The sequence below is a fragment of the Streptomyces sp. WM6372 genome, assembly GCF_001279655.1.
Lineage (GTDB): Bacteria > Actinomycetota > Actinomycetes > Streptomycetales > Streptomycetaceae > Streptomyces.
In genome coordinates, this window is record NZ_LGDB01000058.1 from 80,757 (window position 1) to 93,707 (window position 12,951).

The following is a 12,951-nucleotide window of genomic DNA, read 5'->3' on the forward strand; positions in this document are numbered from 1 at the left end:
CACACCTTTCGTCCGGGTCGGTTTCGGTCGTCGACCGCTGGCACCATAGTAAAGGAAAGGCAAAGAGGTCGGATCATTCTTTTGGCGGACGCAACCGGATGATGGGATCCGGCCATGAGCGATCTTCATATAGGTCCCGCCTCCGCCGCTGATCTCGCCGCAGTGCTCGACTTCTGGAAGACGGCCGCCGAGGGAACGAGTATCAGCGACGACCTCGCCGGGGTCGAGCGGCTCCACGCCCGCGATCCGCACGCCCTGCTGCTCGCCCGGCGCGAGGGCGAACTGGTCGGCACCGTGATCGCGGGATTCGACGGCTGGCGCTGCCACCTCTACCGGCTCGCGGTGCACCCGGACCGCCGCCGCCAGGGCATCGGGTCGGCGCTGCTCGCCGCCGCGGAGGAACGGTTCCGCGAGCTCGGCGGACTGCGCGCCGACGCCATGGTGCTGGACCGCAACGAGCGGGCGCACGGGGCATGGGCGGCTGCCGGGTACCGCCCCGGTGACCAGTGGACGCGCTGGGTCAAGCCGCTGGTCTGAGGGCTGGGACGGGCCGCGGCGGGCCGGCGGAACCGGTGCCGGTGACCGGCTGAGTACGCGTACTCAGGAGTTCGGGGCCGTGTCGTGACGACAATCGGGTGATCCGAACGTTCGCCCCGGCCGTCGGGGTCCGCCCCAGGAAGTGGAGACCCAGTGACCTCCCGTACCGCCCCGCCCGCCCGTGCCGTACTGCTCGCCGCCGGAATGCTCGTCATGACCGCCTGCGTGACCGCCTGCGGCACCACGGTGGCCGGGAGCGGCGCGGTCACGGACCCGTCTCCGGTGCCGGCGCCCGGCCAGAGCACGGACTACGCGGCGCAGGCGGCGGCCGCGGTGGCCCGCCACGACAAGCTCTTCCCGGAGGTGGCCGCGCAGTGCGAGGGCAAGGCGAGCGTGGCGCCGGCCAGGTCGGCCGCGCCGGACGACCTGCCCACGGACCCCGAGGCGCGCAAGTACGCGGAGAACCACGGGTACAAGAAGGAGGTCGAGCTCACGCCCGCCGCCCAGTGCCGCGGCGACGCGCACGCCGCACGGATCAGGGCGGCGCTGGGCGGCCCCGAGGGGAAGGGCGCACCGCGGACCACGCAGGAGCTCAGCGGGCTCCTGACCGGGATGGGCTACACGGTGGACACGGGAGACGTGTACGCGTCGAGTACGGGCAACCTCTCCTTCGTCCTGTCGATCCCGGAGAGCGGGCCGTGCGTGACCGGCCATGTGAGCCCGCCGGTGAGCGTGAAGGCGCACGGCGTCTACATGGAGGGCGGCTGCCGGGAGCCGCGCGGCGGCCACTGAACCCCCCGCGGACGGGACGCCCCGCAGGCGGAAAGCCCGGCGGACGGAACGGCCCGGCGGGCCGGACGGCGCCGCCGGGCCTGATCGGTCCGGGTGTCGGGTCAGGGCTGCCGGGTCAGGGCTGCCAGGTCGTCAGGAAGGACTCCGGGGACCAGGTGCCCGACAGGGTGGCGGCGAGCCACGTGGGGGCCGCCGTGCGGAAGGACTCCGGGGACAGGGACCCCGAGGACTCGGGTACGACGCCCAGCAGCGGGAGACCCGAGGACGAGGGCAGGTCCGCCAGGTTGCAGCGGCATGCGAGGTCCGGCTCCGCCGGCCAGCTGCCGATGACCACGCCCGGCGCCCGCAGCCCCCGGGCCCGGAGGGCTTCCGCCGTCAGGGTCGTCGCGTTGAGGGTGCCCAGCGCCGGCGGGGTGACCACCAGGACGGGGGCGTCCAGCAGGCGGGCCGCGTCGGCCAGGGTGTGGCCGGCCTCGTCGAAGCGGACCAGCAGCCCGCCCGCCCCCTCCACCAGGACCAGGTCGTGGGAACCGGACAGGTCCCGCGCCGCCTCCGCGATCTCCGTCGGGGAGAGCGTCGGAAGGCCCGCCCGGCGGGCCGCCGTGTCCGGGGCCAACGGCTCCGGATAGCGGGCCAGTTCCACCGCCGTGACCGAGGGCCCGGCCAGGCGGACCACCTCCGCCGCGTCGCCCGGAGCGCCGGGTTCCATGCCCGTCTGGGCCGGCTTCAGGACCGCCACCGAGCGGCCCGCCGCCACGGCGGCGGCCGCGACCGCCGCCGTGACCACCGTCTTGCCGATCTCCGTGCCCGTGCCCGAGACCATCAGTACCGTCATGTCAGCCCTCCTGCGCCGCCGCGCACACCGCACGGCAGATGCGGGCCACGTCGGCGTCGCCCGTGACGAACGGCGGCATCACGTAGATCAGGTCCCGGAACGGGCGTACCCACACGCCTTCGCGGACCGCGGCCCGGGTCGCCGCGGCCACGTCGACCTCGTGCGTCAGCTGGACCACGCCGATCGCGCCCAGGACCCGCACGTCCCGCACACCGGGCAGCTCCCGCGCCGGAGCCAGACCCTCCAGCAGGCCCGCCTCGATGCGCTTGACCTCGCGCTGCCAGTCCTGCCCGAGGAGCAGGTCGATCGAGGCCAGCGCCACGGCCGTGGCGAGCGGGTTGCCCATGAACGTCGGTCCGTGGGCGAGGATCGGGACGGCGCCCTGGGAGATCCCCTCCGCCACCCGCGCCGTGCACACGGTGGCCGCCAGCGTGAGGTAGCCGCCGGTCAGGGACTTGCCGAGGCACATCACGTCCGGGGTGATCCCGGCGTGGTCCGCCGCGAACAGGGCGCCGGTGCGGCCGAAGCCCGTCGCGATCTCGTCCAGGACGAGCAGGACGTCGTACTCGTCGCACAGTTCGCGCAGCACCCGCAGGTACCCCGGGTTGTGGAAGCGCATGCCGCCCGCGCCCTGGACCACCGGTTCCACGATCACCGCGGCCAGCTCGTCCGCGTGCGCGGAGAGCAGGGAACGCAGGTGGTCGACGTACGCGGGATCCACGGGCGCGTCGAACCCGCTCGGCGGGACGTCCGCGAACAGCTGCTGCGGGAGGATCCCCGACCACAGCTCGTGCATGCCGCCCTCGGGGTCGCAGACGCCCATCGGCGTCCAGGTGTCCCCGTGGTAGCCGCCGCGCCAGGTCAGCAGCCTGGTCTTGCCGGACCGGCCGATGGAACGCCAGTACTGGAGGCACATCTTCACCGCGACCTCGACCGAGACCGAACCCGAGTCGGCGAGGAAGACGTGCTCCAGGCCGGGCGGGGTGATCTCGACCAGCCGGGCGGCGAGGCGGACGGCGGGCTCGTGGGTGAGCCCGCCGAACATCACGTGCGACATCCGGCCGAGTTGGTCGGTCACGGCCTCGTTCAGGACCGGGTGGTTGTACCCGTGGATCGCCGACCACCAGGAGGACATGCCGTCGACCAGCTCGTCCTGCCCCTGCGAAGGCTCGGCCAGCCGCAGCCGGACCCCCGAGGCGGAGGAGACCACCAGGGGCTCCTGCCGCCCGGGCATCGGACCGTACGGGTGCCAGACGTGCTGCCGGTCCAGCGCGAGCAGTTCCGCGGCCGGCAGCGGGAGGTGCTGGTCAGGCATTGGGGGCGAGATCCGTTCCCGCGCCCCGGCGGCGGACCGCCACCAGGTCCGAGCGGACCTCGCCGGCCGGAGCCTGGGCCTGGGCCGCCGCCGCAGCCGGTTCGGAAGCCGCGGCCTGCGCGGGGACGGCCTCGTGCTCGTGCCCCGAGCAGCCTCCGCACGCCGAACCGCAGCCCGCCTCGGCCGCCGAGGAGCCGCACGGCCCCCGGCCGGCCGCGGCCGCGGCCGCCGCCATCGCGTCCGCGCGGTGCGCCGGCAGGGTCGTCGTACCGGCGCCCTCCACCTCGAAACCGGCGTCCGCGATCATGTCGAGGTCGGCCTGGCCCGCCTGGCCCTCACTGGTGAGGTAGTCGCCGAGGAAGATGGAGTTGGCGATGTTCAGGGCGAGCGGCTGCATCGAGCGCAGGTGCACCTCGCGGCCGCCGGCGATCCGGACCTCCACGTCGGGGCAGACGAAGCGCACCATCGCCAGGATCCGCAGGCAGCGCTGCGGGGTGAGGTTCCACTCCTTGGCCAGCGGGGTGCCCTCGAACGGGATCAGGAAGTTGACCGGCACCGAGTCCGAGTCCAGCTCGCGCAGCGAGTAGACGACGTCGACCAGGTCCTCGTCGCTCTCGCCCATGCCCGCGATGAGACCGGAGCAGGCGGACAGGCCCGCCGCGTGCGCCTTTTGTACCGTGTCGACCCGGTCCGCGTAGGTGTGGGTCTTGGTGATCTGGCCGTACGTGGCCTCGGACGTGTTCAGGTTGTGGTTGTAGGCATCGGCGCCCGAGTCCTTCAGGCGCTCCGCCTGGCCGTCGGAGAGCAGGCCGAGGCACGCGCAGACCTCGATGCCCTCGTTCTGCTCCTTGATCGCCTCGATCGTCTTGCCGACCCGCTCGACGTCGCGGTCCGTCGGGCCGCGCCCGCTCGCCACCAGGCAGACGCGCTTCGCGCCGCCCGCGACACCGGCCGCGGCGGCCTGCGAGGCCTCCTCCGGCTTGAGCCACGTGTATTTGAGGATCTCCGCCTTCGATCCCAGCCGCTGGGAGCAGTAGGAGCAGTCCTCCGGGCAGAGCCCGGACTTCAGGTTGACCAGGTAGTTCAGCTTGACCCGACGCCCGAACCACTGGCGGCGCACCTTGCCGGCCGCGGCCACCACGTCGAGCAGTTCGTCGTCAGAGGTCGCCAGTACGGCAAGCGCCTCTTCGCGGGTCGGCAGCTCGCGCCGCAGCCCCTTGTCCACCAGGGTGTTCAGCAGGTCCATGACGCCGATCCTGGACTACACGAGCACTCCCGGCCAAGGAGAGATCGCACAACATGGCCGGAACGGAGTGTGTGGATCGCCACACCTGGCACTCAAGTGGCGGCCGTTAGGGTCAGGCAGGTCTGTGGACTGCCGACAAAAAACGAGGACCCGCCGATGAGCCAGCACAGCCCCGAGCCCGATGACGTGTTCGCCTGGATCGACGACGCGGAGCGGGCCCGTGAGCAGGCCGGACTCGTCCGGACGCTGCGCCCCCGCCCGGCCTCCTCGCCGCTGCTGGACCTCGCGAGCAACGACTACCTCGGCCTGTCCCGGCACCCCGAGACCGTACGCGGCGCGCGCGAGGCGGCCGAGCGGTGGGGGGCCGGGGCCACTGGATCACGCCTGGTGACCGGTACGACCGAGCTTCATGCGGAGCTCGAGCGGGAGCTCGCGGCGTTCTGTGGCTTCGAGGCGGCGCTCGTCCTGTCCTCCGGGTACGCCGCCAACCTTGCGGCCGTCACGGCGCTCAGCGACCGCGGCACCCTCGTCGTCTCCGACGCGGGCAACCACGCCTCCATCGTCGACGGCTGCCGGCTCTCGCGCGCCGGGACCGAGGTGATCCCGCACTCCGATCCGGAAGCCGCGCGCAAGACGCTCGCCACGCACGAGGGCCGGGCGCTGCTGGTCAGCGACTCGGTGTTCTCCGTGGACGGGGACGCGGCCCCGCTCGCCGCGTACGCGGCCGCCTGCCGGGAGCAGGGCGCGGCCCTGGTCGTGGACGACGCGCACGGGCTGGGCGTGCTGGGCGAGGGCGGCCGGGGGGCCCTGCACGCCGCCGGGCTCGCGGGAGCGCCCGGGGTCGTCGCCACCCTCACGCTCTCGAAGTCCCTGGGCAGCCAGGGCGGGGCCGTGCTCGGTCCGGCCAAGGTGATCCGGCACCTGATCAACACGGCGCGGACGTTCATCTTCGACACCGGGCTGGCACCGGCCGCCGCGGGTGCGGCGCTGGCGAGCCTGCGCCTGCTCGGGCGGGAACCGGAGCGCGCCGGCCGGGCCCGCGAGGTGGCCGACCGGCTGTACGGGCGGCTCACCGCGTCCGGCCTGACCGCGGCCCGGCCGGACGCGGCCGTGGTGTCGGTACGGGCCCCGTCGGCTTCGGCGGCACTGCGCTGGGCCGCCGACTGCCGCGAGGCAGGTCTGTCCGTGGGGTGCTTCCGTCCGCCGTCGGTGCCGGACGGCATCTCCCGGCTGCGGCTGACCGCACGGGCCGATCTCACGGGGGACGAGATCGACCGGGCCGTCGAGACGATCCTGCGGACCGCCCCGGCCGGAGCCACGGACCGCTAGGGCTTCACGCGAGTACGTCCACGTCTGCCCGTACGGCTGCGAGGAAGCCGGTCCAGGCCTGCTCGGTGAAGAGCACGGCCGGGCCGTCCGTCCGCTTCGAGTCGCGGACGGCCAGCAGGCCGCCGCCACCGAGGACGGCGGTTTCCACGCAGTTGTTCATTCCGGTGCTGCGGCTGCTCCGCCGCCACCGCGCGCTGATCAGAAGTCCGCTGGTGGAGAGGGGGGTTGCGGACACGGGGGTGCCTCCTTACGCGTCGTCAGCGAGTGAGCTGATGAGATCCGACGAGTCCTGGGGCGGGAGGGCGTGCGCCTGGATGGTGCGGAATGCGGCGCTGTACGCCTCGAGGTCTTCCTTCCGCTCCAGGTAGAGGCTACTCGTCAAATGGTCGAGTACCACCACATCCAGATCGGCGATGTTCGGAAATGAGAAAATTACGAACGGCCCTGTCAGGCCGAGATGACCCCCCACGCTGAACGGCAGTACCTGTAGCCGCACTTGGGGCAACCGGGCCACCTGCACCAGGTGTCGCAGCTGCGCCGCCATCACCCCGGGCCCGCCGATCTGCCGCCGCAGCACCGCCTCGTCCAGTACGGCGCTCAGCTCCAGCGGCGGATCCGCCCGCAGCACCGACTGCCGGGCCAGCCGTACGTCGACCAGCGCGTCGACCTTGGGCTCAGGCAGTCCGCCCAGCGCGGCCCTGGTCACCGCCCGCGCGTACTCCGGGGTCTGCAACAGGCCCGGCACCACGGAGAGCTCGACCGTACGGGCCGAGCGGGCGCTCGCCTCCAGGCTGATGAAGTCCCGGTACTCCTGGGGCAACAGGCCCCGGTAGTCGTGCCACCACTGGCGCCCGCGCCCGGCGGCCTCGCCCCCGCCCGCTCCGGGTCCCGCCGCCGAGGCCGACAGGGCCTCCAGCAGCGCCCGCTGCTCGGGGCTGACGACCTTTCCGTACACATCGAGGAGGAGGCGGATGTCCTCCGGTTTCACGCCACTGCGCCCCGTCTCGATGCGGCTGATTTTCGACTGGTGCCACCCCGCGATCCGGGCGGCCTCACCACTGGTGAGTCCGGTCCGGTCGCGCAGGGCGCGCAGTTCCTCGCCGAGCTTGCGCCGACGCACCGCGGGACCGTGCTGCATACCCGCCTCCTTCCACCGGCACAGCTCGCACCAGTCTGCCGTCCAAATACGCTCTTCCGTAGCAGAGTTCACCGCATTGAGCGACAGATATATGCATATCTTGGGGGAACGGCCGCTTCGACGGGACGATGGGTGGCACTCTGGCGTCCAGCACAGATCCGGGGCGGTTCGCCCCGGTGGGAAAGGGACCGTCGCCATGGCAGACCACCAGGAAGCATCCGTCACTCTGCCGAGCGATCCCGCCTCGGTCGCCACCGCCCGCCGCTACGTCGCGGAGGTGCTCGGTGAATGGGGACTGCCCGACGGGGCCGACACCGCGGACAGCGTCCGGCTGATCGTCTCGGAGCTCGCCACCAACGCCGTCCAGCACACGTTCGGCCAGTCGCCGACCTTCACCGTCGACGTCCGCCTGGAGCGCGGGGAGTGGCTCCGCGTCGGGGTGACCGACAGTCACCCGCGCTGGCCCAGGCGGCTCCCGGCCGCCGTACAGCAGGACAACGGCCGCGGGATGGTCATCATCCGCTGGCTCACCGCAGAAGCGGGCGGCCGGCTCTCGGTCAGCCCCACCGAGGACGGCGGCAAGACCGTCTGGATCGCCCTTCCCTGGCCCGTCGGAGCCCCCGCGAAGAGCGTCTCGGGCTGCTGACCCCCCAAGACATCCCCTGAGCCGTGGCTCCTCCCGCCGTCCGTATACGGAACCGGGTGCGGGCGGCCGGGGAGTTGAACCGAGTGCTTCCCCGAAACGTGGGTTAACGCGGCGGAAAAACGCGGCGCCTAGCGTGGCGGCCACGGCTGTCCGTCAATGATCACCCATCCTTCGGCAAAGCGCCGGTGCTCGGGACGGAAAGCCTTCCCCTGCGTTGGGCAAGAGACGCTTGGCCCGGATACGTGCAGGTCAACAAAGTGTTGAAGGCCGCTAGGGTCGGCCCGGAGCGACGCTGACATGGTCCTGGAAGCTTGGTGATACGAGTGCAACTGACCCCGCACGAGCAGGAACGACTGCTCATCCACGTGGCCGCGGACGTGGCCGAGAAGCGCAAGGCGCGCGGAGTCCTCCTCAACCACCCCGAGGCGATCGCCCTGATCACCTCGCACATCCTCGAAGGGGCCCGCGACGGGCGGACCGTGGCCGAGCTCATGACCTCCGGCCGCACCGTGCTCGGCCGCTCCGACGTGATGGAGGGGATCCCCGAGATGATCCACGACGTCCAGGTCGAGGCGACCTTCCCGGACGGCACCAAGCTCGTCACCGTCCACGAACCGATCGTCTGAAGGGGAGAACCCACATGATCCCCGGCGAAATCGTCCACGGGGACGGCCCGGTGCGCCTCAACGAGGGCCGGCCCGTCACCCGCCTCACCGTGCTCAACGCCGCCGACCGGCCCGTCCAGGTCGGCTCCCACTACCACTTCGCCGAGGCCAACCCCGGCCTCGACTTCGACCGCCCGGCGGCCCGCGGGCTGCGGCTCAACATCGCCGCCGGCACCGCCGTGCGCTTCGAGCCGGGCATCCCGGTCGCCGTGGAACTCGTACCGCTGGGCGGGCTGCGCACCGTACCGGGCCTGCGCGGGGAGACCGGAGGGCCGCTCGATGGCTGAGCTCGACCGCCGCGCGTACGCCGACCTCTTCGGGCCGACCGCGGGCGACCGCATCCGGCTCGCCGACACCGACCTCTTCGTCGAGATCGAGCGGGATCTCAGCGGCGGCCCCGGACGCTCCGGCGACGAGGCCGTGTTCGGCGGCGGCAAGGTGATCCGCGAGTCCATGGGCCAGGCCCGGACCACGCGTGCCGAGGGAGCCCCCGACACCGTGATCACGGGAGCCGTGGTCCTGGACCACTGGGGCATCGTCAAGGCCGACATCGGCATCCGCGACGGCCGCATCTGCGGCATCGGGAAGGCCGGCAACCCCGACACCATGGACGGGGTGGACCCCGCCCTCGTGATCGGCCCCGAGACCGAGATCATCGCGGGCAACGGGAAGATCGTCACGGCGGGCGCCATCGACGCCCACGTGCACTTCATCTCGCCGACCGTCATCGACGAGGCCCTCGCCTCCGGCATCACCACCCTCGTCGGCGGCGGCACCGGCCCCGCCGAGGGCACCAAGGCCACCACGGTCACGCCCGGACCCTGGCACCTCGCCCGGATGTTCGCGGCCCTGGAGTCCTACCCCGTCAACATCGGCCTGCTGGGCAAGGGCAACACCATGTCCCGCGAGGCCATGCACTCCCAGCTGCGCGGCGGCGCCCTCGGCTTCAAGATCCACGAGGACTGGGGGGCCACCCCCGCCGTCATCGACGCCTGCCTGAGCGTCTGCGAAGAGACCGGCGCCCAGGTCGCCGTCCACACCGACACCCTCAACGAGGCCGGGTTCGTCGCCGACACCCTCGCCGCGATCGCCGGGCGGACGATCCACTCGTACCACACCGAGGGCGCGGGCGGCGGCCACGCACCCGACATCATCACCGTGGTCTCCGAGCCGAACATCCTGCCCAGCTCCACCAATCCGACCCGGCCGCACACCGTCAACACCATCGAGGAACACCTCGACATGCTGATGGTCTGCCACCACCTCAACCCGGCGGTCCCCGAGGACCTGGCCTTCGCCGAGTCCCGCATCCGGCCCTCGACCATCGCCGCCGAGGACGTACTGCACGACCTCGGCGCCATTTCGATCATCTCCTCCGACGCCCAGGCCATGGGGCGCGTCGGCGAGGTCGTGCTGCGCACCTGGCAGACCGCCCACGTGATGAAGAAGCGGCGCGGTTTCCTGCCCGGCGACGGACCGGCCGACAACCACCGCGCCCGCCGCTACGTCGCCAAGTACACGATCAACCCCGCCGTGGCCCAGGGCCTCGCCCGCGAGATCGGCTCGGTGGAGACCGGCAAGCTCGCCGACCTCGTGCTGTGGACGCCCGCCTTCTTCGGGGTCAAGCCCGAAGTGGTCATCAAGGGCGGACAGATCGCCTACGCGCAGATGGGCGACGCCAACGCCTCCATCCCGACCCCGCAGCCGGTGCTGCCCCGCCCGATGTTCGGCGGCCACGGCCGGGCCCCCGGGCTGAACTCGGTCAACTTCACCGCGCAGGCCGCGCTCGACGACGCTCTGCCCGAACGGCTCGGACTCGGCAAGCAGTTCGTCGCCATAGAGAGCACCCGCAAGGTCGGCAAGGCGGACATGCGCAACAACGACGCCATGCCGAGGGTGGAAGTCGACGCCGACACCTTCACCGTCACCATCGACGGCGAGGTGGTGGAGCCCGCGCCCGCCGCGGAACTGCCCATGGCCCAGAGATACTTCCTCTTCTGACATGGAGCCCCTGCCGATGGCGGCGGCCCCATGAGCCTCGCCGCACTGCTCGTCCTCGCCGACGGACGCTTCCCCGCGGGCGGGCACGCCCACTCCGGCGGGGCCGAGGCCGCCTGCAAGGCCGGCCGCATCCACGACGCCGCCACCCTGGAGGAGTTCTGCCGCGGCCGGCTCCACACGGCCGGACTCACCGCCGCCGGACTCGCCGCCGCCGCGGCCCACGGGCTCGACCCGGCGGTCCTCGACGCCGCCGCCGACGCCCGCACGCCCTCGCCCGCGCTGCGCGCCGCGGCCCGGCGGCTGGGCCGCCAACTGCTGCGCGCCGCCCGGGCCACCTGGCCCGCCGCCGAACTCGACGCGCTCGCCGCGGCCTTCCCGCGCGGGGCGCACCAGCCGGTGGTGCTCGGGATCACCGCCTGCGCGGCCGGGCTCGGACCGCTGGAGGCCGCGCACGTGGCGGCGTACGAGAGCGTGAGCGGACCGGCGACCGCGACGGTGCGCCTCCTCGGTCTGGACCCCTTCGAGGCGAGCGGGGTCCTGGCCCGCCTCGCCCCCGAGCTCGACGCCGTCTCGGGCCGGGCCGCGCAGGCCGCGGACCGGGCCCGGAGGGTGGGCCCCGAGGCCCTGCCCGCGGCCTCCTCACCCCTGCTGGAGATCGCGGCGGAGCTCCATGCCGACTGGCCGGTCCGGCTGTTCGCCTCCTGACGGCTCCGGCCGCCCCCACCATCCCCTTGGAGACCCCCATGCACCTCGACCACGGTGTGACCTACCCCCAGCGCCACACGCACAGCGCCGAGCCCGTACGGGCCGACGGCTCGCGCCGCGCCCTGCGCATCGGACTCGGCGGACCCGTCGGCTCCGGCAAGACGGCCACCGTCGCCGCGCTCTGCCGCGCCCTGCGCGCCGAGCTGTCCATGGCCGTCGTCACCAACGACATCTACACCCGGGAGGACGCCGAGTTCCTGCTCCGCGAGGCCGTCCTGCCGCCCGAGCGGATCAGCGCGGTCGAGACGGGTGCCTGCCCGCACACCGCCATCCGCGACGACATCTCCGCGAACCTGGAGGCGGTGGAGGAGCTGGAGGAGACGGTCGGCCCGCTCGACCTGATCCTCGTCGAGTCCGGCGGCGACAACCTCACCGCCACCTTCTCCCGCGGCCTCGTCGACGCCCAGATCTTCGTCATCGACGTGGCGGGCGGCGACGACATCCCGCGCAAGGGCGGACCCGGGGTCACCACCGCCGACCTGCTCGTGGTCAACAAGACCGACCTCGCCCCCTACGTGGGCTCCGACCTGGACCGGATGGCCCGCGACGCCGCCGAGCAGCGCGGCGAACTCCCCGTCGCCTTCCAGTCGCTGCGCGGGGCGGAGGGCGTGGCGCCGGTGGCCGCGTGGGTGCGCGAGCGGATCGCCGCCTGGGCCGCCCGGTGAGTCCTACGGTGGCGGCCGCGCCTCCCGGCGCACCGCCGGCCCCGGCCCCGCCCGTCCTGGCCCCGCCGGCTCCGGCCCCGGCCGCGCCGGCCCGCCCCGCCCCGGCTTCGGCTCCGCCCGGCGTGCGGGCCACCGCCCGGATCTCCGCCGTCGCCGACGGCCGCGGCGGAACCGCCCTGCCGCTGCTGGCCGGGGAGGGCCCGCTCGCGCTGCGCCGCACCCGTGGCACCGCCGCCGAGGCCGGCGTGATGCTGGTCGGCGCGATGAGCGCCCCGCTCGGCGGGGACCACCTCACGGTGGAGGCCTCCGTCGGGCCCGGGGCCCGCCTCGCCCTCGCCTCGGCGGCCGCCACTCTGGCGCTGCCCGGGCGCGGCGGCGCGCCCGCGCGGTACGACGTACGGCTGACCCTGGCCGAGGACTCGGCACTGCGGTGGCTGCCGGAGCCGCTGGTCTCCGTACGCGGCAGCGACCTGCGGGTGCGCACCCGGGCCGAACTCGCCCCCACGGCCCGGCTGCTGCTGCGCGAGGAGCAGGTGCTGGGCCGTTCGGGGGAGGCGCCGGGCCTGCTGCGCAGCCGGCTCACCGTGACCCGGGGCGGGAGTCCGCTGCTGGACCAGGAGCTGGCCTGCGGGCCGGGCGCGCCCGGCGGCTGGGACGGTCCGGCGGGGCTCGCGGGTCACCGGACGGTCGGTCAGCTCCTGGTCGTGGACCCGGCGTTCGCCACGTCCGCGCCGGCGGCCGGGGTGCTCGGGGAGTTCGCGGCCGTCACCCCGCTGGCCGGGCCCGCCGTCCTCGTGACGGTCCTGGCGCCCGACGCGCTGCGGCTGCGCGAGGTACTCGACGCGGCGTGTCGTACGTATGGCTGGTAACCGCTGAGCGAACCTGGGACGAATGGGACACCGCTCAGCGGTACACGCCTTTCCGGTTATCGGGTTGGCAAAGAACGCGACCTCGCTCTGTTGTCAGGTGTAGGTCAGGCGAAAGGATCCCCCTGTTCGACCTACCGACCCGACCAAC

General features: G+C 73.3%; 15 protein-coding genes. 10 read left to right on the plus strand and 5 right to left on the minus strand.

Annotated elements, in window-relative coordinates:
• Positions 1-114 precede the first annotated feature (114 nt).
• Positions 115-537, plus strand: a complete 423-nt coding sequence (locus ADK52_RS07035; protein ID WP_053688899.1) for a GNAT family N-acetyltransferase — start codon at positions 115-117, stop codon at positions 535-537.
• Between the two features lie 153 nt (positions 538-690).
• Positions 691-1,329, plus strand: coding sequence for a hypothetical protein (locus ADK52_RS07040; protein WP_053688900.1), 639 nt, complete (start codon positions 691-693; stop codon positions 1,327-1,329).
• A 115-nt stretch (positions 1,330-1,444) separates the two neighbouring features.
• Here ADK52_RS07040 and bioD read toward each other — a convergent pair whose 3' ends face one another.
• Genes bioD through bioB form a run of 3 tightly spaced genes read right to left on the minus strand, consistent with a single transcriptional unit; the run spans position 1,445 to position 4,725 of the window.
• On the minus strand, positions 1,445-2,164 hold the full coding sequence (bioD, locus tag ADK52_RS07045) for a dethiobiotin synthase (RefSeq protein WP_053688901.1): 720 nt from the start codon (positions 2,162-2,164) through the stop codon (positions 1,445-1,447).
• Position 2,165: 1 nt separating this feature from the next.
• Positions 2,166-3,479 (minus strand): adenosylmethionine--8-amino-7-oxononanoate transaminase, encoded by a 1,314-nt coding sequence (locus ADK52_RS07050; RefSeq protein WP_053688902.1) that lies wholly within the window; start codon positions 3,477-3,479, stop codon positions 2,166-2,168.
• On the minus strand, positions 3,472-4,725 hold the full coding sequence (gene bioB / locus ADK52_RS07055; RefSeq protein ID WP_053688903.1) for a biotin synthase BioB: 1,254 nt from the start codon (positions 4,723-4,725) through the stop codon (positions 3,472-3,474). The genes ADK52_RS07050 and bioB overlap by 8 nt, the downstream gene beginning before the upstream one ends.
• 156 nt (positions 4,726-4,881) lie before the next feature.
• Between bioB and ADK52_RS07060 the strand changes: the two genes are divergently transcribed.
• Positions 4,882-6,054: an 8-amino-7-oxononanoate synthase gene (locus tag ADK52_RS07060; RefSeq protein ID WP_053688904.1), complete on the plus strand. Its 1,173-nt coding sequence runs from the start codon at positions 4,882-4,884 to the stop codon at positions 6,052-6,054.
• 4 nt (positions 6,055-6,058) lie between these two features.
• Here the strand turns inward: ADK52_RS07060 and ADK52_RS07065 are convergent, their stop codons facing one another.
• Together ADK52_RS07065 and ADK52_RS07070 are read right to left on the minus strand one after the other, a co-directional pair.
• On the minus strand, positions 6,059-6,289 hold the full coding sequence (locus ADK52_RS07065; RefSeq protein WP_053688905.1) for a DUF397 domain-containing protein: 231 nt from the start codon (positions 6,287-6,289) through the stop codon (positions 6,059-6,061).
• A 12-nt stretch (positions 6,290-6,301) separates the two neighbouring features.
• Positions 6,302-7,192, minus strand: coding sequence for a helix-turn-helix domain-containing protein (locus ADK52_RS07070; protein ID WP_053688906.1), 891 nt, complete (start codon positions 7,190-7,192; stop codon positions 6,302-6,304).
• Positions 7,193-7,388: 196 nt separating this feature from the next.
• Between ADK52_RS07070 and ADK52_RS07075 the strand changes: the two genes are divergently transcribed.
• From ADK52_RS07075 to ADK52_RS07105, 7 genes are all read left to right on the plus strand, one after another.
• Positions 7,389-7,838, plus strand: a complete 450-nt coding sequence (locus tag ADK52_RS07075; protein ID WP_053688907.1) for an ATP-binding protein — start codon at positions 7,389-7,391, stop codon at positions 7,836-7,838.
• Between the two features lie 323 nt (positions 7,839-8,161).
• The gene (locus tag ADK52_RS07080) at positions 8,162-8,464 is read left to right on the plus strand and encodes an urease subunit gamma (protein WP_053688908.1); all 303 of its coding nucleotides are present in this window, start codon (positions 8,162-8,164) and stop codon (positions 8,462-8,464) included.
• Positions 8,465-8,478: 14 nt separating this feature from the next.
• The gene (locus ADK52_RS07085; RefSeq protein ID WP_030860667.1) at positions 8,479-8,790 is read left to right on the plus strand and encodes an urease subunit beta; all 312 of its coding nucleotides are present in this window, start codon (positions 8,479-8,481) and stop codon (positions 8,788-8,790) included.
• Positions 8,783-10,504 carry an urease subunit alpha gene (locus ADK52_RS07090; RefSeq protein WP_053688909.1) on the plus strand — a complete coding sequence of 574 codons (1,722 nt, stop codon included), beginning with the start codon at positions 8,783-8,785 and terminating at the stop codon, positions 10,502-10,504. Before ADK52_RS07085 ends, ADK52_RS07090 begins: the two co-directional genes overlap by 8 nt.
• A 30-nt stretch (positions 10,505-10,534) precedes the next feature.
• On the plus strand, positions 10,535-11,209 hold the full coding sequence (locus ADK52_RS07095) for an urease accessory protein UreF (RefSeq protein WP_053688910.1): 675 nt from the start codon (positions 10,535-10,537) through the stop codon (positions 11,207-11,209).
• A 38-nt stretch (positions 11,210-11,247) separates the two neighbouring features.
• Entirely contained in the window at positions 11,248-11,934 is a 687-nt protein-coding gene (gene ureG / locus ADK52_RS07100; RefSeq protein ID WP_053688911.1) for an urease accessory protein UreG, read from the plus strand.
• A 122-nt stretch (positions 11,935-12,056) separates the two neighbouring features.
• On the plus strand, positions 12,057-12,803 hold the full coding sequence (locus tag ADK52_RS07105; RefSeq protein ID WP_053688951.1) for an urease accessory protein UreD: 747 nt from the start codon (positions 12,057-12,059) through the stop codon (positions 12,801-12,803).
• Positions 12,804-12,951: the final 148 nt, after the last annotated feature.